Raw genomic sequence first — 24,784 nt, 5'->3', positions numbered from 1 at the left:
TTCAATCCAAAGAAAATGCCAACCCTTGGCAGGGTGAAGTGTTGGCGATCAAAACCCAACTGCATTGCGCAAGCTGCTTTAGAGGTCGTGAGATGAGTAAAAACAGGTACCCCAGATTACTAGGCCTAGTGCCGCTGCTCGGCACGTTGTTGCTGGGAGGCTGCAACATGACCCTGCTCAATCCAACGGGCCAGGTCGGCCTGGAACAGCGCAACCTGATCATCACCGCCACGCTGCTGATGCTGTTGGTCGTTGTGCCGGTCATCGTCATGACCTTCCTGTTCGCCTGGAAGTACCGCGCGTCCAACAAGAACGCCGTCTACACCCCGAAATGGTCGCACTCGACCAAAATCGAAGTGGCTGTATGGACCATCCCGGTCCTGATCATCATTGCCTTGGGTTACATCACCTACAAGTCGACCCACTCGCTGGATCCGTATCGTCCGATCGAATCCGACGTCAAGCCTGTGACCATCGAAGTGGTCGCGCTGGACTGGAAGTGGCTGTTCATCTACCCGGAACAAGGTATCGCCACGGTCAACAAGATCGTGTTCCCGGCGCACACGCCAGTTAACTTCCGGATTACTTCGGACGCGGTGATGAACTCGTTCTTCATCCCGGGCCTGGGCGGCCAGATCTACGCGATGGCGGGCATGACCACCAAGCTGCACCTGATCGCTGACCGCAACGCTGAAATGGACGGTATCTCCGCCAACTACAGCGGCGCTGGTTTCACCGGTATGAAATTCAAGGCTATCGCAACTTCTCAGGAAGATTTCGACGCCTGGGTAAGTGAAGTCAAAAAGGCACCTAAACAGCTTGAACCAGCTGAATACGCAGCCCTTGCCAAGCCAAGCCAGAACAATCCAGTCGAGCTCTACTCCTCGGTCACGCCGAACCTGTTCCAGACCATCGTCGACAAGTACGAAGGCATGAAACCGGGTAAGCCGCTGAAGCACGAGAAGAAAGAGAAAGAAGTGGCGGCAACGGATATGGACTCGAATTCGCATTCAGCTGCCGGGGCAGAGGAGTAAACGATGTTTGGTAAATTAAGTTGGGAAGCGATCCCTTTCCACGAGCCGATCGTGATGGTCACCATCTCGATGATCGCGCTCGGTGGTCTGGCGCTGTTCGCTGCAATCACTTACTTCAAGAAGTGGACTTACCTGTGGACCGAGTGGCTGACGTCGGTCGACCACAAGAAAATCGGCGTGATGTACATCATCGTCGCCATGGTCATGCTGCTGCGCGGTTTTGCCGACGCCATCATGATGCGTACCCAGCTGGCCATGGCCACCGAGGGTTCGCCTGGCTACCTGCCACCTGAACACTATGACCAGATCTTCACCGCTCACGGTGTGATCATGATCATCTTCATGGCGATGCCATTCTTCACCGGCCTGATGAACCTTGCAGTGCCGCTGCAGATCGGCGCGCGTGACGTTGCGTTCCCGTTCCTGAACTCCCTGAGCTTCTGGCTGCTGGTGTCCGGCGTCGTGCTGATCAACCTGTCCCTGGGCGTCGGCGAATTCGCCAAGACCGGCTGGGTTGCCTATCCACCGCTGTCGGGTCTGCAATACAGCCCTGGCGTGGGGATGGACTACTACATCTGGGCGCTACAGCTATCGGGTCTGGGTACAACGCTAACGGGGGTTAACTTCCTCGCGACCGTGCTGAAAATGCGTACCCCTGGCATGAAACTGATGGACATGCCGATCTTCACCTGGACCTGCACCTGGGCAAACGTTCTGATCGTGGCTTCGTTCCCGATCCTGACCGCTACCCTGGCACTGCTGACCCTTGACCGTTACATGGATTTCCACATTTTCACCAATGAACTTGGTGGCAATCCAATGATGTACGTCAACCTGTTCTGGGCATGGGGCCACCCTGAGGTTTACATCCTGATCCTGCCGGCATTCGGCATTTTCTCGGAAGTCATCTCGGCCTTCACCGGCAAGAAACTGTTCGGCCACCACTCGATGATCTACGCCTCGGGCGCGATCTCGGTACTGGGCTTCATGGTTTGGCTGCACCACTTCTTCACCATGGGTTCGGGTGCCAGCGTCAACGCCTTCTTCGGTCTGGCGACGATGCTGATTTCCATCCCGACGGGTGTGAAACTGTTCAACTGGCTGTTCACCATCTACCAGGGCCGTCTGCGCTTCACCAGCCAGGTTCTGTGGACCCTGGGCTTCATGGTGACCTTCGCCATCGGCGGCATGACCGGCGTACTGCTGGCCATCCCGGGTGCTGACTTCGTTCTGCACAACAGCCTGTTCGTGATCGCTCACTTCCACAACGTGATCATCGGCGGCGCGGTATTCGGCTACATCGCAGGCTTCGCCTTCTACTTCCCGAAAGCGTTCGGCTTCAAGCTGCACGAAGGCTGGGGTAAAGCAGCGTTCTGGTTCTGGATCTCGGGCTTCTTCGTCGCGTTCATGCCGCTCTATGCACTGGGCTTCATGGGCATGACCCGTCGTCTGAATGCCACCACCAACCCTGAGTGGGTACCGTACCTGTACGTTGCCATGTTCGGTGCGGTGATGATCGCTGTGGGTATCGCCTGCCAGCTGATCCAGCTGTACGTGTCGGTGCGTGACCGCAACAAGCCGGAAAACATGTGCGAACACGGTGACCCGTGGAATGCCCATACCCTGGAATGGTCGACCTCGTCGCCACCTCCGTTCTACAACTTCGCTGTACTGCCAAAAGCAGACTGCATCGATCCGTTCACCGAGGCCAAGGAAAACGGTACTGCGTACAAGGCTCCAGCCAAGTACGAACCGATCCACATGCCGAACAACACCGCCACTGGCGTGGTGATGGGCGCACTGCTGACCGTGTTCGGTTTCGCGATGATCTGGCACATCTGGTGGTTGGCGATCGCCAGCCTGGCCGGCACTGTCATCTACTTCGTGATCCACGCAGCACGTGACGATCAGGGCTACATGGTGCCGGTTGAAACAATCGAGCGCATCGAAGCCGAGCAGCACAAGCGTCTGGTAGCGGCCGGGAAGATCCCTGCTTCCGCAACCCGTGTTGAAACCAAGTTGGAACAGGCTTAAACAATGTCGAACTTAGTGACCAATGCTGGACACGCCCATGGTCATGACCATGGGCACGATGACCATCACCACGACTCGGGCGAGATGACCGTATACGGTTTCTGGCTCTACCTGATGACCGACTGCATTCTGTTTGCGTCGATCTTCGCGGTGTACGCGGTACTGGTAAACAACGTCGCCGGTGGCCCGTCGGGCCACGACATCTTCGAACTGCCATACGTGCTGGGCGAAACCGCTCTGCTGTTGTTCAGTTCGATCACCTACGGCTTCGCCATGCTGGCGTTGTACAAAGGTAAGAAGCAGCAGGTTCTGGGCTGGTTGTTCATGACCTTCCTGCTCGGCGCAGGCTTCATCGCCATGGAGATCAACGAGTTCCACCTGCTGATCTCCGAGGGCTTCGGTCCTAGCCGTTCGGGCTTCCTGTCGGCGTTCTTCACGCTGGTCGGTACCCACGGTCTGCACGTGTCCGCCGGTCTGATCTGGATGGGCATCATGATGTACCAGGTCAACAAGCACGGCCTGACGGCGACCAACAAGACCCGTCTGAGCTGCCTGAGCCTGTTCTGGCACTTCCTGGACGTGGTGTGGATCTGCGTATTCACCGTTGTTTACCTGATGGGGACCCTGTAATGGCTAATGCACACTCCCATGACAGCCATGATGCTGGCCACGGCAGCGTAAAGTCGTACGCCATCGGCTTCATCCTGTCGGTAATCCTGACCGTCATCCCGTTCGGCCTGGTGATGTTCCCGACCCTGCCGAAGTCGACGACGCTGGCAATCGTCCTGCTGTTCGCGGTGATCCAGGTGATCGTTCACCTGTATTACTTCCTGCACCTGGACCGTTCCATCGCTCAGCGTAACAACGTGATTGCGTTCGTCTTTACGGCCATCGTGATCGTGCTGCTGGTCGGTCTGTCGCTGTGGATCATGTTCAGCATCCACACCTACATGATGGCGAAGTGAGGTAAACCCGATGTCGCTCAAGCACTTTATCCAAATCACCAAACCGGGGATCATTTTCGGTAACGTGCTTTCTGTGGCAGGCGGGTTCTTCCTGGCCTCGAAAGGGCATGTCGATCTGGCGGTGTTTCTGGCAGCCATGATCGGCACTTCCCTGGTCGTGGCCTCCGGTTGCGTGTTCAACAACTGCATCGACCGCGACATCGACATCAAGATGGAACGCACCAAGAACCGGGTGCTGGTTCAGGGCCTGATCTCCCTGAAACTGGCCCTGGCCTATGCGACCGTCCTGGGTGTTCTCGGCGTTGCGTTGTTGTACAAGGTGGCCAACCCGTTGGCTGCATTGTTCGCCGTAATCGGCTTCATCATCTACGTCGGCTTCTACAGCCTGTACCTCAAGCGCAAGTCGGTCCACGGCACGCTGGTGGGCAGTCTGTCGGGCGCCATGCCGCCGGTGATCGGTTACGTGGCTGTGAGCAACAGCTTCGACATGGCCGCGCTGACCCTGCTGGTGATGTTCAGCCTGTGGCAGATGCCGCATTCCTACGCCATCGCGATCTTCCGCTTCAACGATTACCTGGCCGCATCGATTCCGGTGCTGCCAGTGAAGCGCGGGATTGAAGTGGCCAAGAAGCACATCCTCTACTACATCCTGGCGTTCCTCGTGGCGACCTTGATGCTGACCTTCAGCGGCTATGCCGGCGTGAGCTATCTCGCCGTCGCCGCGGCCATGGGCATGTACTGGTTGTACATGGCCTGGACCGGCTACAAGGCGGTGGACGACAAGGTCTGGGCACGCAAGCTGTTCGTGTTCTCGATCTTCACCATCACCGCGTTGAGCGTCATGATGTCCGTGGACTTCAAAGTGCCGGGCGATCTGCTGATGACGTATGCGCCGTAAGGTTTGAACGTTGTACGAGAAACCCCGTTCATCGAGAGATGAGCGGGGTTTTTTGTTGGGGAGAATTTGAGGGCGCTTAGACCGTCGGAAGATCGTTAAATGTTCTATTGATCAACACGGTCTCGGGGTTGGTAGTTTGCAGCCTGCGTCTTTCAACCCGTCTCTCTGAAGATCTTTAGGATTGCAATGTAAGCCGGGCTTGTAGTTGCTTTGAATGTAGTTAAGGAAGCGTTCAGCCCTGTCAGGTTGCGTCCGATAGCCGTGCCTTGCTTGGCCTTTGGGTATCTTGGGCCGGCATGAGGAAGGAATGGTTAACGGAGACGCGCCGAAGTAATAAAAGATATCTGCGATTAGCACGAACTGCCCAGAAACGTCTTCTCTCAGGTGATCCAGATCGGGACCGCATCCAGCCCAATGATTAATGTTTTTTAGTTGTTCAAAGTGGAAGAACTCGGTTGCACCGGGTACGAGTGGGCGATAGATATTATCTCCAGCTTTCAAGATGGGGTCGTTCAGGTGAGGTAGTGGAATTTTGTCTCTAAAACGCGGGTCGCTGAAGTAATCACGTAGGTGGCATTTCTCTCCAATGCGCATCAAAAAAACCAGCCGCTCCTCACCTACAGGATCATGATTCAGCGTGGATGACGTGAATCCCGCTATCCATTCGCCCACTTTCTTTTTTTCACGAATAGCTGGTTTGCATGTAGCAAGGGTGAGCGTGTGTCCGAAGGGATTAGGAGCAAAGCCTGTGTCGTGAGTCATCTTGTAGGTGAATAATTTCATCAACGTCTCCTCCCTGATCGAATATTTAGGTTATTACGCCTTCTGGGAAAAAGCTGTCCGGAAATAGAGATACCTCCTACTGCACGCATACTTTTTCGGCTTTATGCTCGGTTCAATTGCTATACAACCGTTCAGGATTGCTGGGGTAGCGGAATGAGCAAACGCAATCTTTTCGAAGAGTTGATGCAAGGTGTAGAAGAGATGGCTATTAGTCGCGGCATGCCTGCTCTGGCGCCCGTGGAGGCTGGTTGCTATCAGTTGCCAAAAGACCTAGATTTGGATCCACTCAGATCGACGACGCTACGTACTACCATTGTCAGCGAACCTCGATCTCAATCTGCGTTTCTTCATGCACTGATCAAAAGGCTGGGCGAAATGACTGAGAGGATGACCTGCGACGAGCGCTTCATTGCCCTGGCAAAAGAGCTGAACTACGACATCAATGGCGAGAACACGGTGGGTGGCAATTACGCGCCGTTGATCCGTTATCACGATGAGATTTACATCAGCGGCATGGTGCCGCGCACCGAGGGCAAGATTCAGTATCCGGGGCGGGTGGGGCAGGAGTTGACGCTCAAGGATGCGCAGGCCGCGGCGAGCATCAGCGCGATGCGCTGCCTGGCCTTTATCGTCGATGCGGTCGGTTCGCTGGATAAAGTCAGATCGTTGTTGCGGGTCACGGTATACGTGAAGTCCACGCCGGATTTCGTCGACCTCAGCGAAGTCGCCAACGGCGCGTCGGATGTATTCAGTTATGTGTTGGGCGATGTCGGGCGTCACACCCGCACCACCGTCGGCGTCTATCAGCTGCCGAAAAACGCGGCCATCGAAGTCGACATGATCGCAGCGGTACATCCGTCGGCATAATCGCTGAAAGTCGCTCAACAAAAAGCCCCGCCTGAAATTCAGAGCGGGGCTTTTTCGTCAGCGCCGGTATTACTGGGCGGCGATGCTGTAACCGTCGAACGCGGTCTGCTGTTGCAGCGCGGTAATGATGTTCTTGCGGTTGATGGCGTGCTCGGTGCCGGCGTTGTCGACGAAGGTTTCGCCTTCGACTTCGGCTTCGTCGCCTTCACCCACAAAGCTGAAACCGAGGAATTCCAGCGCCTCGCGATCCACACTCAGACGCGAACGCGGTGTGCGCATCGGCAGGGTCACGCTGATGCCGTCCTTGCTGATGCTGAACACTTCGACGTCTTTCTTGGCGCGTGCGGCCTTGCTCTTGCCGCCGCTCGGGTTGCTGATGGCCTGGTGGGTCTGGTTCAGCACCTTGAGGGCCAGGCCGTAGACGATTTCCTGAAACGCCGGATCGTCCTTGAAGCTGGACAGGATGCGGCTGATCGGGAATTTGCTGCTCAGGTCTTCGAGCGCGGCGGTGTCAGCGGCCTCGGCGTCCTTCAGCGCTTTGAGCTGACCCATCAGTTCGTAAGCCTGATCGTCATCGAAGCGATCATGGGCCTGACGGATCGCGGCGCGCAGTTCGCGGATCTGATCGCTCTCGCGGCTGGACTGGAATGCGTCCAGCACCATCTCGCTGATGATCTTCGCCTGTGGGATGTGTTGTGAAAGATTGATGGAGTTTTCGTATTCCGCTTTGGACGACAGAGTGACTACGGATTCAGCGGTGTTGAAATCGGACATTGAAATTTCACTACTTTTTAACTTGAGATGAGACGAGAAAGCGCAGGGGGCTTTTTCAGGCCGACTAATTTAGGGGAGCGCGGCAGCGTTGTCACGGAGCAAGGGGCCGGCGGTGCCGATTATTTATCCGGATGATTTGTGTTGAACAACCAGGCACCGTGAGCGCTCTTCACTATTCATTGGCGACTGCGCTCAACGGTGGCTGGCGTGAGGCCAGGTCACGCAGTATCCAATAGAGCTTCAACGAGCGGGTGCCGATCAGGCCGCACATGAAACCCGCAATGCCGGCCTTGAACAGCAGCATGTCCGGCGACGCAGAACGCTCCGGATGCACGTCATGCTGGTAATTGAAGTAGTAGTTCGCGAAAAAGAACATCAAATACATGATCAGGGTCTTTACCGTGCCGGGCATGATCAGCCCTGTCGCGGAGTCGTCGAGCACCACACCCCGGCGGGAGAACACCAGCCAGGCCGAGATTCCACCTAACATCAGCGAGCCGAACCAGGTGCTCAAAAACAAGACCGGGTTGATCGTCAGATTCACGGAGTACAGCGACCACGCCAAAAACACCGGAGGGGTTATGAGCATCGAGGCGCGGCTCTCCCGACGGGGAGAAAATGCCTTGATACCGAAACAGACCACCAGCAGAAGAATCAGGTAAACCCGTATCGGAGTGTTTTGCAGAATCGTGAGCATTGCGCAGCATCCATGCTGGAAAGGAGGAGGGTGGAGCATAGACGGGGTCACAGTAACCGTCGGCTATTTCAGCCGCAAACGCTCCATCGCGATCACCGACGTTTCAAACCCCAGGCTGGCGAAAAACGCTTCCGCGCCTTCGCGCCCGGCACGCAGGACCCAGGTAATGTCGGTGTTGTCGCCCATTACATGTTCAACCAGCGCCCGCCCGATGCCCGCGCGCCGATGTTGCCCGTCGACCACGACCATCGACAGATAACCGCTGGACAAGCCATCGGTGATGCCACGGGCGAAACCGATAATCTGCTGGCCGCTCAATGCCACGGCGGTGCACTGAGAGTTCTGAACAAGCTGTGCGAAATGTTCTGCTGTGCCGGTGCGATGGCCCCAGCCGTGCCGCTCGAGAAACTGCCTTGCTGCCTCCACTTCCGTGGGCATGAGGTCGCGTATTGAAATGTCTTTGTTCATTCGTTGATCCCTTCCCTGGTGTATTTCCAACAGTAGTCGCGTTGTTTACGGTCTGCCCCACGTCTGCATGGCGAACTCGACGAAGCGGCGCAGTTTCGGCAACCGATAGCGATCAGGCGCGTAGAGCAGATGCATCGGGCGGTTCGGCGGCTGGTATTGCGGCATCACGACAACCAGTCGGCCGTCGCGCAGATCCTGTTCCACCAATGCGTCCGGCAACATCACGATCCCCATGCCGGTGCGCGCGGCCTGATGCAGGCCGGCGGAACTGTTGATCAGCATCGGGCCTTTGACATCGACCATGATTTCGCCGTCCGGGCCGCTGAGGCGCCACTGCTTTTCCACCGATTGCCAGTCGTCACCGGCGGGATAGGCGAAGGACAGGCAGTCGTGCTGGCGCAGTTCCTCAGGCGTGAGCGGCATGCCGCGTCGGGCCACGTATTCCGGGGAGGCGCAGACGGTCAGTGTGTAGTCGATCAGCGGGCGGACGATCAGGTTGGACTGGTCGAAGTGGCCCAGCCGGAAGGCCACATCGAGACCACTTTCCAGCAGATCCGGACGGCGGTTGGTCAGGATCACGTCGAGTTTGACCTGCGGGTATTGCAGGGAAAACTCACTGAGCGCCGGGGCCAGGCGTTCGACGCCAAAGGTCAGCGGCGCGGTAACCCGCAGGATGCCGCGCGGTTCATCGAGCGTCTGCTCGGCGAGCCGCTCGGAGTCGGCGACCAGGCCGAGCACTTCCAGGCAGCGCTGGTAGTAAACGCTGCCGAACTCGGTCAGTCGCTGGCGGCGGGTGGTGCGTTGCAACAGTTGTACGCCGAGCCGTTGCTCCAGCGCCCGCAGGTGGTTGCCCACCATGGTCGTGGACATTTCGCACTGCAGCGCGGCCGCCGTCATGCTGCCGGATTCCACAACCTTGACGTACACGCTCATCGACTGGAACAAATCCATTATCAAGCCCGGCTTTTAAATGATTGAAGTTTTGCCGAGTTTATCCAGTTCAGGTGGATAACCATACTGCCAGCACCTCTCACCTTGCTGGAGTTTGCCGACATGACTGCCGCCCTGATGAATACCTATCAACCGCTGGACTTGAGCTTCATCAAAGGCCTGGGCACCCGACTTTGGGATCAGGCGGGCCGCGAATACCTGGATGCGGTGGCGGGCGTGGCGGTGACCAATGTCGGCCATTCGCACCCGCGCATCGTCTCGGCGATCAGCGAGCAGGCGGGATTGCTGCTGCACACCTCCAATCTCTACAGCATCGACTGGCAACAATCGCTGGCGCAGAAGCTGACGCGGCTGGCGGGGGTGGAGCGGGCGTTCTTCAACAACTCCGGTGCCGAGGCCAACGAAACCGCGCTGAAACTGGCGCGTCTGTACGGCTGGCGCAAAGGTATCGAACAGCCGCTGGTGGTGGTGATGGCCAACGCGTTTCATGGCCGTACCCTCGGCACCCTGTCCGCCAGCGATGGCCCGGCGGTGCGCCTGGGTTTCAACGACTTGCCCGGGGATTTCGTCAAAGTGCCGTTCGGCGATCTTGAGGCACTGGAGCAAGTGCAGCGCAAGCATGGCCAGCGGATCGTGGCGATTCTGGTCGAGCCGATCCAGGGGGAAAGCGGCGTGCAACTGGCGCCGCCCGGCTACCTCAAGGCCCTGCGTGAATTGTGCAACCGTCACGCCTGGCTGCTGATGCTCGACGAAATCCAGACCGGCATCGGCCGCACCGGCCGCTGGTTCGCGTTCCAGCACGAAGGCATCGTTCCCGACGTCATGACCCTCGCCAAGGGCCTGGGCAACGGCGTGCCGATTGGCGCCTGTCTGGCACGGGGCCGGGCGGCGGATCTGTTCACCCCCGGCAGCCACGGCAGCACCTTCGGCGGTAATCCACTGGCGTGCCGGGTAGGATGCACCGTGCTCGAGATCATCGAAGAACAAGGTCTGCTGGAAAATGCCAGGATTCAAGGCGAGCGCCTGTTGACCCGCTTGCGTGCGGAGCTGGCGGACAATCCGAATGTGCTGGCGATTCGCGGGCAAGGGCTGATGATCGGCATCGAACTCAAACAGCCGATCCGCGACCTGACACTGATTGCCGCGCGGGATCATGGACTGCTGATCAACGTCACGCGCGGCAAGACGATCCGGCTGCTGCCGCCGCTGACGATTGATGAGCGGGAGGTGGGGATGATTGTCAGAGGGGTTGGCCGTTCCCTGAGCCCTGTCTGATCCCTCGGTCAGTAGTGAAATCTGCAAGTGATGACGCAGATTTCGCCGTCTACGATCGCATAGACCAGGCGATGCTCGGCAGTTATCCGCCGTGACCAGAAGCCGCTCATGTTGTGCTTGAGCGGCTCCGGTTTACCCAAGCCTTCAAAGGGTTGGCGCTGGATCGCTTTGATCAGAAGATTGATTCGTTTGAGGCCGGCCTTATCGTTTTGTTGAAACCATAAGTAGTCTTCCCAGCCCGTTGGCGTGAACTGGATTTTCATTCTTCAATCAGTTGCCTGACTTTGGCTTTTCCAGCGCGCATTTCGCCAATTGATTTGATCAAGCGCTCGGCATTGGCCGGAGAACGCAGCAGATAAGCCGTTTCTTCCAGCGCGTTGTATTCCGCCAGAGACATCATCACTACAGGCTCGCCTTTTTGGCGGGTTACCAGAAGTGGGGCGCAGTCCTCATTCACGCGATCCATGGTTTCAGCCAAGTGCGCACGAGCTGTGGTGTAGTTGATAGTGTCCATGTTGTAGTCCTCGCTTGATGCAAAGAACGTACAGAAATGAGTACAGGATGACAAGGCGATACCTATCAGTGGTTGTGCCACAGACGGGCTGCCTGCGGTGTGCTGAGTATCACCGAAGTCTCATCGAGACGTTTCTGGGTCTTCTGTAAGCTGATTCCGGCGAGCCTGCCATCCTTCTCACTGTCTACGTGAGATTTTTCTAATCAGGGGTGTCCGACAAATCCGGCGCCAGCATCCGGGTCTTCGGTGCGCCATTCGAGTTGTGCTGGATGATGTCTTTCGGTTGTCCCTGTTGATTGAAAAACACCTGGCCGATCCCCGCCGAATTCCACAGCCGTTCACCCGCTTCGGCGTGTTCCGGAACGTATGGGACGATGCGCATGCGTCGGCGTTTGGTCAGCCAGTTGAGCGGTGAGCGCGGTGAGTAGAGCCAGCGGTTGAGGCGGTCGAACCATTCCAGCAGGGTCGGCGGGAATTCGTTTTTGATGCCGCTGCTGGTGATCTGCCAGATGCGCGGGCCGGCTTTGCGGTGTCGGATCAGGACTTCGTAGACGAAGGAATAATGCACGTCGCCTGACAGCACCACGTAGCTGCCAGGTGTACGCGAGTGTCGGAAAATGTTCAGGATCACCTGAGCCGCGCCGCGATGGGCCATCCAGTTTTCCGCGTCCACCAGCAGTGGATAACCGCACCAGCTGAATACTCGCTGCACGGTTTCGATCAGCTTCACGCCGAAGATCGGTGCCGGCGAAACGATGATCGCCGAAGGATGGTCGAGCAGTTCCTGCTGCAGTTCGCTCAAGGCTTCCCAGTCCAGCAAACCCGAAGGTTGCTTGAGCGCCATTTCGCTGCGCCAGCGTCGGGTGCGAGTGTCGAGCACCACCAGCGCCGGGCTGGTCGGCAATACGAAATGCCACTGCTGAAAGCGCAGTAGTTCATCAATCAGTTCGTCCTGCACGGGAGCGTCGAGATAGTGGTCGTCACCGCTGGCGCTGAGGCCTCGGGTTTTCTCCAGTACAGCGCTGAATGCATCCGGATTGTTGCCCCAGCCCTGACACAACATGTAGGCGATCAGCGCGTTGCCGATGATGCGTTTGGAGAACGGATGGCCGTAGGCCGTTTCCTCCCATTGCGCGGACAGGTTCCAGTCGTCGGTGATGTCGTGGTCATCGAAGATCATCAGGCTCGGCAAGTGCGCCAATGCCCGGGCCACCTGGTCGAGGCCGGCCTTGAACCCGTCGATGCGGGTCTGTTCGAGGGCATAGCGCTTGAGGCGTTCCGGCGTCAGTACGGGCGGTTGCGGATTGACCAGTGCCCAGGGCGTTGGCGACCACACAAGCAAATACATGGCCATGACTTCGGCGAACGTCACGAGGTGATTGTCAGCGCTGCTGCTGGTGAAAATCGGCTTGCGCGCACCACCGAAGAAACGCTCGCGCAGTGTCTCGTTGCTTTCCAGTGCCGGCAGCAAATCCGCACGATGGTAGTAGCTGGCGGGGTGCTCGTAGAGTTTCGCGCTGTCGCTGACCACCGCGCCTTCGAGGTGCTCACCGAACAGGCCTAGACGCTCGATCAAGGCATGAATCGCCCGCAGCATTGGACCGGCCACATCGTCGGCGTAGACCTGATCGCCGCTCATCATCAACAGGGCGGGGCGTTGCTGCGGATCGGTTTCGGCGGCCAGCAACCGATCAACACAGATCAGGCCGTCGGCGGCCGGATGATGGGGCTTGCGGCAGGAACCGTGGAGCAACTGGTCGATGCGCGAGCGCAGGACGAAGTTCGGGCCGCTGGTGTTGTCGTAGACCAGGTGCGGCGCCCAGTCGGCGATGGGCTGCTGGCCATCGATCAACAGGTCGTAGTCGATGCGGGTGTCGCAGGGCAGGGCCGTCTCGAGGGGGACATCGATCAGGTGAACAAATGCCCGGTTGCCTACCGGAATGACCGTGCATTTCCCTGCATCGAGTGGAATGTCCCCTACGCCTTGCAGGCGCAAGGTCAACGACAGCTCGCGGCTGCCGACCAGCCAAAACGCTGCGCGCGTCGGTTCCAGTCGGCGCAGCAGCGGCCCGGCCAGAACAGCAGGCAACGGGCTCAGGTCATCAGGTGTTGGAGGCATCGGGGGAAAAGCTCAAGGCGCACAGACCGGCGATCATAGCGCAGCCGGCGCCTCGAACCCTTAAACGAGGCTTAAGAGCCCGTTTTTTCCAGTTTCAGTGCCAGCAGGCGCCATTCGGCAGGTGTCGCGTCGACTCTTGGTTTTTCCTGTACGGAGCAGTCGAAGCGGTACGTCACATCGTCGCCATTCATGTTCCGCGCGGTGACGGTGTTGCTGAAAGAGTAAACCTGATCCTTGAAGCGTTGCGGTGTCAGGCTTTTGCTGTCGGCAAACCGGGCAGAGGCTGGGAAGCGCAAAGTGCTGGTCACGAACGGGCTGCACATCACATACGCGAGCATCGACTTGTCGCCCTGCGCATCGGCGCGCAATTTTTTGCTTAGCGCCGTCAGGGCCTTGCGCCCCTCATCGTCACTCTGGTCGATCACGGTTTGCACCGACATCGTCTTCGGCGCGCGACTGGCGTAGTTCGGCAGCAATGCGGAGTCCGCTGGAGAGGGCTTGCTGTCCGGCTCGATAGCGGCAAACACCGGCGCGTCTTTCAGCGCAGCAGGACTTGCAACCGCCTCGGCTTCCGGCAGCAACGAGGTCGGCTCGGCTTCCTGCTGTGCCACGACGTTTTCAGTCTGCGCGGCGTCGTAGCGATGCGCCGACGGGAACAATGAAAAAGTGATCGCCAGCACCACCATCGAAACAATGAAACCGCCTGCTACACCGACCAGGTTGGCGTAAAACAGATTCCAGCTGCCGCGGTTTTTCACCACCCAGCGCCACATGAAACCCCAGGCCGCTACAAATGCCAGAAAACGCAGAAACTCCATTCGATCCTTTCCTTAAACCTGAAAACAGTGCGTCGCGCAGAGTGAGTCGTGACGATGGACGGCAAGATAACAAAATAGTAGCTTCGCGCCACTTTCCTGATTCCTGTAATGGACTACTCATGTCAAAAATCGCCCCTGCTGTGCGCTTGCTGTGTGCAATTACTTTCGCCAGCGCGATGACCCCGGCATTCGCCGCGTGGACAGAGCACCCGGAAAACAGCTGGAAGTATTACCTCGCCAATTGTCAGCGCATGCAGGAAAAAATGGCCGACGTCCAGAGCGGTCGCGTGCCCGGCGCCGTTGAGGTGATGGGCGATCTGGAGAGCAGCCAGCGGATCATGAATGAACATCGCTCGAACCTGCCTCCCCAATACCTCGCCTCCGGGGAATTCGCTCAATGCGAAAACGTGGCGGCCGAGGCCGATGCGATGATTGCCCGTGGCAAAGCCGAGTTCGCCGACAGAATGAATCAGGCCGCCGAGCAAGGCCGCATCGCCCACCAGAACTCCCCCGAATACCAACGCGCCCGTTCACTCGGCTACAGCGATGTCGGCGAAATTTCCTTCCTCAAACTCCACGAAGACATGGACGGCGCAGCCCGCCTGAAAACCATGCTGATTACCGTCGATGAAGTCTGCGGCCAATACTTTCGCGCCACTCAATATGTGAAGCCGTATGTGATCTACACCGTTCGGCCGTCGGATGGCGGGTGTGGTGAGGAAAAGCGCGTGGCGATCGTTGGCGGCAGGTCGGTGGAGAAGGGCGATTACATCGATGAGCGGGGCGAGTTTCAGTATGTGGGCTGGAAGAAGATTGTCGGTGCAGACGGGTTCGCGACGGATATCCGGGTGTTGAAGGCGCGGCGCTGACTGCAAAACAGCCACGCCGTCCAGTCACGAGTGAGGGAAGTAATTCACCGCGAGAAACATCAGGGTCGCCATGCCGGCAACCAGGCCACACACCGCGCCGAGCAACTGACGTGCGACCGGGTGTTCGGGTTGACGGCGATTGGCAATCCACAGCCATACCCCCGCCAGAACGCCCGCGCTGGTGATGAACACCACCAGACTGCGATTCAGGTTGGGTGTCGCCATTGACGTACCAATGACTGCGTCGTAAATCAGCGTGAACACGATACCGGTAACCACGCCACTTCCCGCGCCGGCAAGGTTGGCAAGCAACAGGTTCCACTCACCCCGTTGCTTCACCACCCAGAGCCAGGTTCCAGCCATCACCAGCAAGCACAACACAGCATCCATTTTGGTCTATTCCCGAGTGCGCGATATCAGAGGCGGTTGACAGGCCTCTGGCGAGTGGGCGGCAAGATATCAAAATAGAAGCTTCGCGCCACTTTCTTCATCTGCGTAGCTTAAAGAATGTCCTTCAAATAACCCTTGAGCGCGAGGAGCGGCTGATCCAGCTGCTCCAGCGACTGCGCCTGACTGAAGTCCGTCGACAACTTGTGCAGTTCCCGCCCCAACGGTTTCTCGACGCCACCCAAGGCATCCATCGCCAGCGCCAGGCACTCGTTCATCTTGAACTGGATCGTCTCGACATCACCCCGGCGCACCAGCAGTTCGAACACGTCTTTCTGATAGTCGCCCATGACCATGTCATCGCGCAGAATCGGGCTCAGGCCTTCTTCCTCGTACGCGAGTTTGAGAGAGAACAGGGCGACGGTTTCCAGTGACGTTTCCATGCGGTGAACCTGTGTGAGATCTCGCCGGAGGGCCAGCGGCACTTTCCGACAGACGAAAAAAAAGGCCTTGCTAAGCAAGACCTTTCTTGATTTTGGTGCCCGAGGGAGACTGTCGGGTTCCATATAATTCGTGGCTTGCAGGCTGATTATACATTTTGGGATACAAGTAGGGATACACGCTCTGGCTCGCTGGCCCGCCTATCGTTCTGCCTGTGCCAAGCGATAGGTGTAAAAAGCGGTGCCGCCCATGACAATCGCACCCATCGTGCAGAAAAGAATAATACCTTGGATGCTGAGTAGAAATTTCAGGGTGTCATTGAGTTTTGGCTTTTTCTTTATTGCGCGCTCCATAACGCTCGCACGAAGCTTGGCCCCCAACTCAACCTTCATCGCACTATAGGCAGCACGTCGGATGTTTTCTTCAACCCTGTTGTTGGGTAAGTCGGTAATGGCGTCCTTGTAGAATGCAGTAGCATCCTGGCAGTAGTAGTCCTTGTTCGGGTCATTGCTTTTCTGGGCATCTATGCAGATCTCGATGTAGTCCAGGGCTCGCTGATCAAAGGTATCCTGTTGCTGTATCAAATATTCGGCAAAGAATTCGTCTGTGTTCTTGCCGAACTCATCGACTAGCAACGTCATGTAGAAAGAAGTAGACCCCATCACAAGCACACCGACCGCCGCCATCAGCATCACCCTGGTCCAAGGGCGTTTTGCTGCCTTCAGAGCAATTGTTTTCGCCAGCCCGACGCCTTCGTTGAGGGTATCCATTGCTTCTTTAACCTGGCCCATCACTCCGTCTCCACTTAGGTAACGCCTGCTGAATCACCAGACACTGGTGTGTTTGGGCAGGCAAATGACAGAGAAAGTATCGGCCGCTCCTACCGTTACCTGATGTTCATGTGCATCGAGTTGAGCTTGGTGAGGCGTAGCTGAGACGCGCCGGGGACCCTGAGGTATTCCTTCTGGCACGGGGTCGGAAACCCGCGGGATCTTGTTAGCAGCACGACTTCGAGCTTATTGAATTTCAATCATTGAAATCGAAAGGATTTCGTTGAAAAAAGGCCATCGTTACCGCCTCGGTAACGATGGCCTGTAGTGTCGATGATTCCGCACGTCTTCGGTCGTCAACCGTGTCAACCTGTCAACCAATGCAAAAAATTCAGCCAGTCTCAAGATCCCGCGGGTTTTGTGCCCCGTGTCCTTCAGAAATGCTCAGGGTCCCCGGCGACCTCCCAATACCTTGTGCAAATGCACTGTTGAACTGCGTGTTCACTAAGTTCACCTGTTCACTAAGCTGGGCATTTTTCAGCTAACACAGTCCCGCGGGTTTCCGACCCCGTGTCTCGAAGAAAACCTCAGGGGCCCCGGCACACTGCGGGAGATACGCCCGACGTTCGCTGGTGGGATTGATGCTTACGGGGTGTGGGGGTATGTACCCCTCAAAAATGCGGTGTAACTCGTGTAGCTGGTGTAACGATGGTTGGTAAGTATCTGTATTTATTGAATATTTTTGATGTTACATCGGCTTCGTACGCAAACCTTTAGGCGTGTAACTCTGCCATCTGGTGTAACGCTCCGATGCTTGAAAAGAGGGACGGAGGAGGTCATGTCCATGCGCAGGAGACCAGGTACTTCCCCACTCCCAGTCTGCCCAAGAGATGCGATTTACGGGATGTAATCATCAGTTTGGCCGCTCTGCCAGCGATCTGTCAGCAGTCGTAACGGGCCGCTTTCGGCCATTAGCGGACACCCAAGACGGAGCGGCTTTCGGTCAGTTGCTGTCTATCTCCATGAAGAGTTTGGCTATGCGGACTTACTAGTAGGCGATAACAACGCGGGGAAGAACTCAGCAGTTAACCTCACTGTCGCAGGATGAAGAAGAGCCGCCGCATAACGCCCGGACTGTACGAATATGGCGGTATACTGCAGATGGCTTATTTATTATCGACAGAGGCTACTGATCGGTACCCGCCAGCGTCGAGCGCTGTATGTACCGCATGTCAACCGAGCTATCGTTTCAATCCTATGGGTAGGGCTGCTTAACACCCATTGCACATCTGGTGGTTTTGCCTGCTCAATCCGTGACGTCATAGATGACCAAGCGAGTGTTAATCCTTTCCAACAGGCGCTGAAATCAATGGACCACTGGTTACCCATTACAAATGCCGCTTTCGATCGTCTTCGTCAGCACGATTGGTCGAACTCGCCTTTGGGACCGTTGGAAGGTTGGCCGGACGTCCTGCGAACGACGGTGTCCTTGGCGTTGGCATCTCATTTCCCCCAGGCAATAGTCTGGGGCCCCGAGCTGATTACACTCTATAACGAAGCGTTTTTGCCCATACTGGGAGAAAAACCCGAGGCGATGGGCCGGCCCTTCAACGAAGTTTGGGAAGAAGCATGGGAGCACATCAAGCCCATCGCCGAGGCGGCATACGCTGGCCAACCCACCTTCATTGAAAACTTCCCCCTAATAATCAGGCGCTCTCACAGCTTAGAGCAGGCTTACTTCACTTTTTGTTACGCCCCAATTCGCGACAGCACAGGGAAGGTGGTCGGGCTGCTGGATACCGTGGTCGAGACTACAAAAACGGTGCTGGCCACGCACAGACTGGAAATTTTGGAAGGTATTACTAGCGCGGTCTCCAACGCTACCGACCCGCTGTCTATCATGGAGTCCACGTGCCGCAGACTGGTCGAACATTTGCACCTTTCCAGCTGCGCATATGCAGATATGGACGCGGATGGAGACGGGTTTACCATTCGTGGAGATTGGGCTGATAAGCAGGCGCCCAGCATCTCGGGTCATTACCGACTCGCTGATTTTGGAGTTCTAGCCGTACGAGCGCTTAACGCCGGAAAGCCATTGATAATCAATGATAATAGAGACGAAATTGCTCCAGAGGAGGCAGCCACTTTTCAAGCCATAGGTATTACCGCAACTGTATGTGTGCCTCTGATTAAAGATGGACGGCTAACGGCTTTGATGGCTATCCACGATAACGTACCTCGCGGGTGGTCATCTTATGAAGTGGAATTATTGCTGCTGGTAGCTGACCGTTGCTGGGCCCATATTGAGCGCGCTCGTGCACATGCATCCGTCCGGGATGGGCTAGCTGCACTGGCTGCTTTGAATGCCACCCTTGAGAAACGCGTGGAAGAGCGATCAGGCCTTTTGGCACAAGCGGAAGCAGCGTTACGCCAATCTCAGAAGCTCGAGGCCATAGGGCAGCTCACCGGAGGTGTGGCTCATGACTTTAACAATCTGCTGACAATCATTCGTTCTTCAATTGATTTTCTCCAACAGCCTGGCCTGTCGAATGAGCGTAAGGCCAAATATGTCAAAGCCATTTCTGACACCGTCGATCGAGCCTCAAAGTTGACCGGGCAACTGCTCGCTTTCGCACGTAGGCAGCCTCTAAAGCCCATGGTGTTTGACGCTTGTGAGCGTGCCGAAGAATTGGGCGATATGCTCAGTAACGTAACGGGGGCGCTTATTAAGGTCGAGGTGGTGTTGTGTGACGAAGAGTGTTATGTACTCGCTGACGTGAATCAGTTCGATACTGCCATCGTCAACATGGCGTTGAATGCCCGAGACGCCATGGAGGGTCAAGGCACACTTTTGTTAAGCGTTAAGCTATGTGAACCATTGCCGGCACTAGGAGCACAGTCGCGAGCCGATCATGAGTTTGTGGGCATTTCACTCACTGACACAGGGGGAGGAATTCCTCCTTCGATACTGGAGAAAATCTTTGAACCGTTCTTCACAACGAAGGACGTGAGCAAAGGAACGGGCCTCGGGCTATCCCAAGTTTATGGTTTCGCCAAGCAATCAGGCGGAGACGTAGATGTTCAAACGGTTCTGGGAAAAGGATCTGTATTTACTTTGTATTTGCCTCGAACAGACAGGCCGCTGACTCAGGCGCATAATGAAATAATAACAACGTATAGTACGATGCTCCCTTATTCCAAGCGGGTATTGGTGGTAGAGGACAACATAGAGATTGGCTACATCGCTGTTCAGATTCTCGAATCGCTGGACTATATCGTCGGCAGAGCGCATGACTCAAAGGAAGCGCTAATGATGATGGAGGGAGATGCGAGACAATTTGATGCAGTTTTTTCGGACGTCGTGATGCCTGGGGAAAGCGGCATTTCTCTTGCCCGAGAGTTGCGACGCCGACGTGGTGATCTGCCCATCGTACTTACATCCGGCTATAGCCTCGAACTCGCAGAAATGGATGGAATGGAGTTTGAATTTGTGGCTAAGCCTTATTCTGCTGAACAAATCAAATTAGCTCTTCGCAAACTGTTACCCGGTTAGCCTGAATGGTAACGACTAAATGGTCGATAGTAGCCGGGCGCGGGTGAACGTTTCCGGCCAACTGCATCCGCTGAGCTTCCAGCAGAAACACAGCCATCTTGCCTAACGAATAGTGGTCACTGGATCACTCACTCGCAAATTCTGCAAAAAAACAGGCGCCACTGCATCCAATCCGAACGCCGCCGCGTATATCAAGCACGGACAGACTTTCCTGGCCGATTTTCCTCACAAAGGATCATCACGATGAAACGCATTTCGATCAAAACGCCATTGATTGCGGGCCTTCTGACTTTGGCGGCCGGTACCGGCTTAATGCTCAATGTTGCCCAGGCTGCATCGATGAGTCACGACAGCGTCATGGTCGGCGGTCAAAGCATGTTGCCGAGCAAGGACATTGTCGACAACGCAGTGAACTCGGCCGATCACACCACCCTGGTCGCCGCTGTGAAAGCTGCCGGTCTCGTCGAAACCCTCAAGGGAAAAGGACCCTTTACTGTTTTCGCACCGGTCAATTCAGCCTTTACTGCTTTGCCTGCAGGAACAGTTGATACATTGCTCAAGCCGGAAAACAAGGCAACCCTCACCAAGATCCTTACTTACCACGTTGTCAGCGGCAAACTGGACATGGCCACGCTTGCCGAAAAGATCAAGGCCGGTGGTGGCAAGACCGAACTGACCACCGTCTCGGGCGGAAAACTGTGGGCAATGATGAATGGCCCGCACAACATCACCATCAAGGACGAGAAGGGCGACGTCGCCGACATCAGCACTTATGACGTATACCAGTCGAACGGTGTGATACAGGTCATCGACAAGGTCCTGATGCCGAAAAGTTGACCGGAGTCGCCGGTTGATTTCAGCAGGACCGGCGAGATCTCTGAGGAGCCCACCCGTGAATGGAACAACCGCGCGCCGTGGGCTAACCTCTGGCTGCAATCGAATTGTAGGACATCACGACCCAATCGCATGGAGAAAGGCTATTCCCATCGCCGACACTGACCAACTCAAACACCTTCTAGCCCAGTGTTCCCTCGGCGATCGAGGTGCTTTTGAAGCGCTGTATCGTAGCGTGAGTCCGCGTCTGCATGGCGTGGCTCTGCGGTTCATGGGACGCGCGGATTTGGCTGAAGAGGTGCTGCAGGAAAGTTTTGTGCGTATTTGGAACAATGCTTCACGTTACCAATCGCACCTGTCAGCGCCGATGACCTGGATGATCAACATCACGCGAAACCAGGCCATCGACCAATTGCGAAAGCATCGCGAACGTCCGCTGAGTGATCTCGACGCGCAGGTGCTGGTCGACGACAGCCCCTCGGCACATGATCAGTTGAACAGCCTCCGTGAGACCGCTTCATTGAATCGGTGCCTAGATAGGCTCGAAGGGATGCAACGCCAATCGATCACCATTGCTTATTTTGAGGGACTTTCCTGTTCAGAGCTGGCGGAGCAACTGTCGGCGCCGCTTGGGACGGTAAAGTCTTGGATCCGCCGAGGCATGGAGCGTTTGCGTAGGTGCCTTGAGTCATGAACTACCAAACTCCAAGTCTGCGTCGTGCACTTGCTGCCGATTATGCGATCGGTTTAATGCCGCCAACCGCGTGCCGGCGCTTTGAGCAGCTGTTACTCGAAGACGCGGAACTTCGCGCGGAGCTTGCGCAATGGCAGGACAGCCTCATGAGCCTTACTGAGCCTCTGGCTGAACAACCTGTACCGGATCGAGTATGGCGTGGAGTCACTGCGCGTATAGATCCGCAAACACCGCAGCTCACTCTGAGGCAGCCATTCTGGAGCTGGCTCCGGGTGACGATTGCACTATGTTCTTTGGTAGCAGCAGTAACCCTGGGTGTTATCTACAACCATGACGAAGTGCGCTACGGCGCCACGTTGCGTAGTGCTGACGCACAGTCGTGGATGAGCATCGAAGCTCACGAGAATTACCTGAAAATTAAACTGTTGGCGTCGGCGAAGGTTGAAAAGGAACGCAGCCTGGAGATGTGGGTTATTCCGCTAGATGGCAAACCTGTTTCCCTCGGAGTTATACCGCCAGGCGGAGATGGGGAGATCAAGTTGGGCAGCGCGCAGAAAGCTCTCATTGGTGAATCCATCACTTTGGCCGTGAGTCTTGAGCCCGAGGGCGGATCGCCAACAGGACAGCCGACTGGTCCGGTGCTTTATCAGGGCGTGCTGACTGCGCTATAACTCAGGTACAGCAAGTTTTGATCTTTTTCGTGAATAAAAAGGCTCACTGATCGTCCTTGCAGAGTCCGAAGCCAGCGCAACTTACTCATGAACATAAACGGCAGCTTCTGGCCGTCAGCGGTCGGTTGCGAATGTCCGCTTATGGCCGTTAGCGGTCGCGTGTGAGCGTCCGCTTTTGGCCGAAAGCAGACGTCCGTGAGCGGCGCTAGTGGGCAGAAGCGGTCGTTAAGAAAAAATCGTGGAGGACCGCTAGGGGCAGCTCTTTTCTACCAGGTTGGGAGGGCTGAGCAATACTTCGCGGAAGGCTGCAGCGAGCTATAGGGAAGCAGTCGAGGGCGTTGGGCAAGGCACCTAGCGTTAGCCCAAGTTTGTAGACCGGCGAGAGATGATCATCTCTTCGAGGATCTCTCGAAGCAGGCGGTTAATTCCCGCTTCTCCGTGGTACCTGGAGCGATCAATGTTGGCAATCGTGAATTGTCGTTGGTCGGGGCCGACCACTTCGATAAACAGGCTACGGTCGGCATTTATCGAGCAGGTGATGGTGCATTGTGGAAGGCGCCGAGACAACAGGCCACCAATTTCAAGTCTGCTCATTGTGTCCACAACGTTGACTCCTTTTGCAGATGATGATTCTTAGAGGGTGAGGTCGCAGGCGCGAAGGATGTGATCAACAAAAGAAAAGGCCTCTGAGAGGCCTTTTATTCAAGCTGCGTTATTTGCGAACCCAGCTTTCAACTTCGTCGGAACCGTGCTTGGTTTTCCACTCTTTGAGCGTCTTGTGGTTCCCGCCTTTGGTTTCAACCACTTCACCGGTATGCGGATTCTTGTAGGCCTTCAGTTCGCGAGGCTTGCGTTTACCAGGTGTCGCCGCCGGTGCTGCAGCGCGTTTCGTGCTCTGCGGATCGAGCAGGTTGATGATGTGCTTGAGGCTGAAGCCGTACTGGTCCAGCAGCTCGCGCAGTTTGGTCTCGAATTCAATCTCTTTTTTCAGCGCGCCGTCGCTTTTCAGCGCTTCCAGCGCCTGCATTTGCTCGGCCAGGTGTTTTTCCAGCTGACGGTATTCGGCAAGTTTGGACATGGTTTTTCCTATGTTTGTTTGATGACAGTTTGAATGTTCGGGTGGCTCACAAGTTCAGCACTATTCTGACAGCTTCAGAAACTCTCGGATGCTAATGATCTCGGCGTTGATCAATTTTACCGTGAGAATCTCGAATTCCGTTTTTATGCGGGGTTTGTCCACGAATTCCATCATTTCTTGTAAGGACACTATTCGTGCTTTCAGTATTTCTTTCCAGTTGGGGGTGTTTCTAAGGTCAAATTGAATGATCATTTTGTAGCCTGTGTGGGTTAAACAGCCCACCTGCGCAGGCTGTTTCGGTGGTTCAGCGCGTTACAGCGAGAGAATGTCTTGCACGTTGTAATTGCCGGATCGATCCGACAACTCACGCCAGGTCCAGTTGTAGAAGTCTTCGCCTTTGGTTGGAATCACCAGCTTCATCAACGTGAGGTGTTCCCCACCAAGCATTCCTTCGGCCGCCCACAGCTTGGCGCCCTTATCCATAAGCGCTTGTGCTTGTTCGTTCCACTGTTCTTCCAGCACTGTCCGGGCCAGCGACATGGCTGTTCTCTGGATGGTTTGATATTCCCTTTGCGCTTCGGCAATGTGCTGGTCGACGATGGCCAGTTCCTGTTCCAACGCAGTGATGATCAGGTGTTGGCGCCGATTATGTTCGGTCGCCGTAGCGAGATTTTTCGCGGCTTTCTGCGCGTCGGCATTGGCGTTCTTTTCGCCCTCGGTGTCGCCCCAGGCGACGGCCTGCGCATAGGCGGTCGCTGCATCGGTTTCGGCTTGCCGGGCCTTGGCCATGTCCTCTTCCGCTTGCTGCTGGATCTGTGTCAGGCGGGTGCTGAGGCTGTCGCGTTTCTCGTTGAGCTCTTGCTCATCAGCTTTCCAGTTATCCATCGACTCGGTGTAACCCGCCATCAGGGCTTCGTGATTGACCAGCTGCTCACGGCGTCGAATTCGAACATCGGCGTTGTCAGCGCGTGTCTTGCAGGAGTCGTAAGGAATTTTGAGAGTGTTGTACTGTTTTCGAATTTCATACAGCCGATCTGCATCGAGTTCTTCCTCGTTTTCCAAGAGTGCTTCCAAAGGAGCTATCTGCACGTATTGCTCTGCTGCCTCCTTCAGGAGGCCGTCTCGACGGATCTTCAGGTCTGCGATTTCGTCCAGTAATACCCGCTTCTTCTCGCATATGCTGTTCACTTCGCCGGTGGTTGCTACGGGCAGTGAAAGCCCTGTCCCATGGCTATCTGGATCGCTGGTCAGCAGTTCGTGTTGTTCGGTGTTGGCTTGGAATTCGTTCAT

At 56.2% G+C, this 24,784-nt stretch carries 26 protein-coding genes; 12 read left to right on the top strand and 14 right to left on the bottom strand.

What is annotated here, in order from left to right:
* Positions 1–92 precede the first annotated feature (92 nt).
* From cyoA to cyoE, 5 genes are read left to right on the top strand one after another with little or no spacing between them, the layout of a single operon-like run.
* Complete coding sequence (gene cyoA, locus N8H71_RS19930) at positions 93–1,034, top strand: ubiquinol oxidase subunit II (RefSeq protein WP_085606895.1); 942 nt, start codon at positions 93–95, stop codon at positions 1,032–1,034.
* 3 nt (positions 1,035–1,037) lie between these two features.
* A complete protein-coding gene (cyoB, locus tag N8H71_RS19925; protein ID WP_262195327.1) occupies positions 1,038–3,068 on the top strand; it encodes a cytochrome o ubiquinol oxidase subunit I in 2,031 nt (676 codons plus the stop codon).
* A gap of 3 nt (positions 3,069–3,071) precedes the next feature.
* On the top strand, positions 3,072–3,698 hold the full coding sequence (locus N8H71_RS19920) for a cytochrome o ubiquinol oxidase subunit III (protein WP_007956720.1): 627 nt from the start codon (positions 3,072–3,074) through the stop codon (positions 3,696–3,698).
* Positions 3,698–4,033, top strand: a complete 336-nt coding sequence (gene cyoD, locus N8H71_RS19915) for a cytochrome o ubiquinol oxidase subunit IV (RefSeq protein ID WP_007956718.1) — start codon at positions 3,698–3,700, stop codon at positions 4,031–4,033. Before N8H71_RS19920 ends, cyoD begins: the two co-directional genes overlap by 1 nt.
* A 10-nt stretch (positions 4,034–4,043) precedes the next feature.
* A complete protein-coding gene (cyoE, locus tag N8H71_RS19910; protein ID WP_085684653.1) occupies positions 4,044–4,931 on the top strand; it encodes a heme o synthase in 888 nt (295 codons plus the stop codon).
* Positions 4,932–5,042: 111 nt separating this feature from the next.
* Here cyoE and N8H71_RS19905 read toward each other — a convergent pair whose 3' ends face one another.
* Positions 5,043–5,714 (bottom strand): hypothetical protein, encoded by a 672-nt coding sequence (locus N8H71_RS19905; protein WP_262195324.1) that lies wholly within the window; start codon positions 5,712–5,714, stop codon positions 5,043–5,045.
* Positions 5,715–6,089: 375 nt separating this feature from the next.
* Here N8H71_RS19905 and N8H71_RS19900 point away from each other — a divergent pair, with 375 nt between their 5' ends.
* The gene (locus N8H71_RS19900) at positions 6,090–6,581 is read left to right on the top strand and encodes a RidA family protein (protein ID WP_262195322.1); all 492 of its coding nucleotides are present in this window, start codon (positions 6,090–6,092) and stop codon (positions 6,579–6,581) included.
* 69 nt (positions 6,582–6,650) lie between these two features.
* On the opposite strand, the gene N8H71_RS19895 is transcribed toward N8H71_RS19900, so the two are convergent.
* The 4 genes from N8H71_RS19895 to N8H71_RS19880 all read right to left on the bottom strand — a co-directional run bounded on the left by N8H71_RS19895 (position 6,651) and on the right by N8H71_RS19880 (position 9,471).
* The gene (locus N8H71_RS19895; RefSeq protein WP_262195321.1) at positions 6,651–7,355 is read right to left on the bottom strand and encodes a hypothetical protein; all 705 of its coding nucleotides are present in this window, start codon (positions 7,353–7,355) and stop codon (positions 6,651–6,653) included.
* A gap of 172 nt (positions 7,356–7,527) precedes the next feature.
* Complete coding sequence (locus N8H71_RS19890; RefSeq protein ID WP_262195319.1) at positions 7,528–8,052, bottom strand: hypothetical protein; 525 nt, start codon at positions 8,050–8,052, stop codon at positions 7,528–7,530.
* Positions 8,053–8,115: 63 nt separating this feature from the next.
* Positions 8,116–8,520: a GNAT family N-acetyltransferase gene (locus N8H71_RS19885; protein ID WP_262195317.1), complete on the bottom strand. Its 405-nt coding sequence runs from the start codon at positions 8,518–8,520 to the stop codon at positions 8,116–8,118.
* A 45-nt stretch (positions 8,521–8,565) separates the two neighbouring features.
* The gene (locus N8H71_RS19880) at positions 8,566–9,471 is read right to left on the bottom strand and encodes a LysR family transcriptional regulator (RefSeq protein WP_262195316.1); all 906 of its coding nucleotides are present in this window, start codon (positions 9,469–9,471) and stop codon (positions 8,566–8,568) included.
* Positions 9,472–9,573: 102 nt separating this feature from the next.
* Between N8H71_RS19880 and N8H71_RS19875 the strand changes: the two genes are divergently transcribed.
* A complete protein-coding gene (locus N8H71_RS19875) occupies positions 9,574–10,746 on the top strand; it encodes an aspartate aminotransferase family protein (protein ID WP_262195314.1) in 1,173 nt (390 codons plus the stop codon).
* 8 nt (positions 10,747–10,754) lie between these two features.
* On the opposite strand, the gene N8H71_RS19870 is transcribed toward N8H71_RS19875, so the two are convergent.
* The 4 genes from N8H71_RS19870 to N8H71_RS19855 all read right to left on the bottom strand — a co-directional run bounded on the left by N8H71_RS19870 (position 10,755) and on the right by N8H71_RS19855 (position 14,197).
* Positions 10,755–11,009, bottom strand: coding sequence for a Txe/YoeB family addiction module toxin (locus N8H71_RS19870; RefSeq protein ID WP_011335833.1), 255 nt, complete (start codon positions 11,007–11,009; stop codon positions 10,755–10,757).
* Entirely contained in the window at positions 11,006–11,260 is a 255-nt protein-coding gene (locus N8H71_RS19865; protein WP_039765667.1) for a type II toxin-antitoxin system Phd/YefM family antitoxin, read from the bottom strand. Before N8H71_RS19865 ends, N8H71_RS19870 begins: the two co-directional genes overlap by 4 nt.
* Before the next feature lie 199 nt (positions 11,261–11,459).
* Complete coding sequence (locus N8H71_RS19860) at positions 11,460–13,379, bottom strand: alkaline phosphatase D family protein (protein WP_262195312.1); 1,920 nt, start codon at positions 13,377–13,379, stop codon at positions 11,460–11,462.
* Positions 13,380–13,450: 71 nt separating this feature from the next.
* Positions 13,451–14,197, bottom strand: a complete 747-nt coding sequence (locus N8H71_RS19855) for a hypothetical protein (protein ID WP_262195311.1) — start codon at positions 14,195–14,197, stop codon at positions 13,451–13,453.
* Between the two features lie 119 nt (positions 14,198–14,316).
* On the opposite strand from N8H71_RS19855, the gene N8H71_RS19850 reads away from it, so the two are divergent.
* Entirely contained in the window at positions 14,317–15,066 is a 750-nt protein-coding gene (locus tag N8H71_RS19850) for a hypothetical protein (RefSeq protein WP_262195310.1), read from the top strand.
* 24 nt (positions 15,067–15,090) lie between these two features.
* Here the strand turns inward: N8H71_RS19850 and N8H71_RS19845 are convergent, their stop codons facing one another.
* The 3 genes from N8H71_RS19845 to N8H71_RS19835 form a co-directional block, all read right to left on the bottom strand.
* Complete coding sequence (locus N8H71_RS19845) at positions 15,091–15,456, bottom strand: hypothetical protein (protein WP_262195308.1); 366 nt, start codon at positions 15,454–15,456, stop codon at positions 15,091–15,093.
* 110 nt (positions 15,457–15,566) lie between these two features.
* Positions 15,567–15,896, bottom strand: coding sequence for a hypothetical protein (locus N8H71_RS19840; protein WP_007956700.1), 330 nt, complete (start codon positions 15,894–15,896; stop codon positions 15,567–15,569).
* Between the two features lie 198 nt (positions 15,897–16,094).
* The gene (locus N8H71_RS19835; protein WP_262195307.1) at positions 16,095–16,685 is read right to left on the bottom strand and encodes a hypothetical protein; all 591 of its coding nucleotides are present in this window, start codon (positions 16,683–16,685) and stop codon (positions 16,095–16,097) included.
* 1,348 nt (positions 16,686–18,033) lie between these two features.
* Here N8H71_RS19835 and N8H71_RS19830 point away from each other — a divergent pair.
* From N8H71_RS19830 to N8H71_RS19815, 4 genes are all read left to right on the top strand, one after another.
* Positions 18,034–20,217 (top strand): GAF domain-containing hybrid sensor histidine kinase/response regulator, encoded by a 2,184-nt coding sequence (locus N8H71_RS19830; RefSeq protein WP_262195368.1) that lies wholly within the window; start codon positions 18,034–18,036, stop codon positions 20,215–20,217.
* A gap of 243 nt (positions 20,218–20,460) precedes the next feature.
* Positions 20,461–21,054, top strand: coding sequence for a fasciclin domain-containing protein (locus N8H71_RS19825; protein WP_262195305.1), 594 nt, complete (start codon positions 20,461–20,463; stop codon positions 21,052–21,054).
* Positions 21,055–21,109: 55 nt separating this feature from the next.
* Positions 21,110–21,745 (top strand): sigma-70 family RNA polymerase sigma factor, encoded by a 636-nt coding sequence (locus N8H71_RS19820; protein ID WP_262195304.1) that lies wholly within the window; start codon positions 21,110–21,112, stop codon positions 21,743–21,745.
* Positions 21,742–22,416: an anti-sigma factor gene (locus tag N8H71_RS19815; RefSeq protein WP_262195302.1), complete on the top strand. Its 675-nt coding sequence runs from the start codon at positions 21,742–21,744 to the stop codon at positions 22,414–22,416. The genes N8H71_RS19820 and N8H71_RS19815 overlap by 4 nt, the downstream gene beginning before the upstream one ends.
* A gap of 712 nt (positions 22,417–23,128) precedes the next feature.
* On the opposite strand, the gene N8H71_RS19805 is transcribed toward N8H71_RS19815, so the two are convergent.
* Positions 23,129–23,494 carry a histone-like nucleoid-structuring protein, MvaT/MvaU family gene (locus tag N8H71_RS19805; RefSeq protein ID WP_262195300.1) on the bottom strand — a complete coding sequence of 122 codons (366 nt, stop codon included), beginning with the start codon at positions 23,492–23,494 and terminating at the stop codon, positions 23,129–23,131.
* 312 nt (positions 23,495–23,806) lie between these two features.
* Positions 23,807–24,649, bottom strand: coding sequence for a chromosome segregation protein SMC (locus N8H71_RS19800; protein WP_262195366.1), 843 nt, complete (start codon positions 24,647–24,649; stop codon positions 23,807–23,809).
* Positions 24,650–24,784 lie beyond the last annotated feature (135 nt).

Origin of the sequence: Pseudomonas koreensis (assembly GCF_025447595.1) — a bacterium.
Classification (GTDB): domain Bacteria; phylum Pseudomonadota; class Gammaproteobacteria; order Pseudomonadales; family Pseudomonadaceae; genus Aquipseudomonas; species Aquipseudomonas koreensis_H.
Note: the sequence above shows the minus strand (reverse complement) of the source record. Positions and strands in the feature narration are given on the sequence as shown.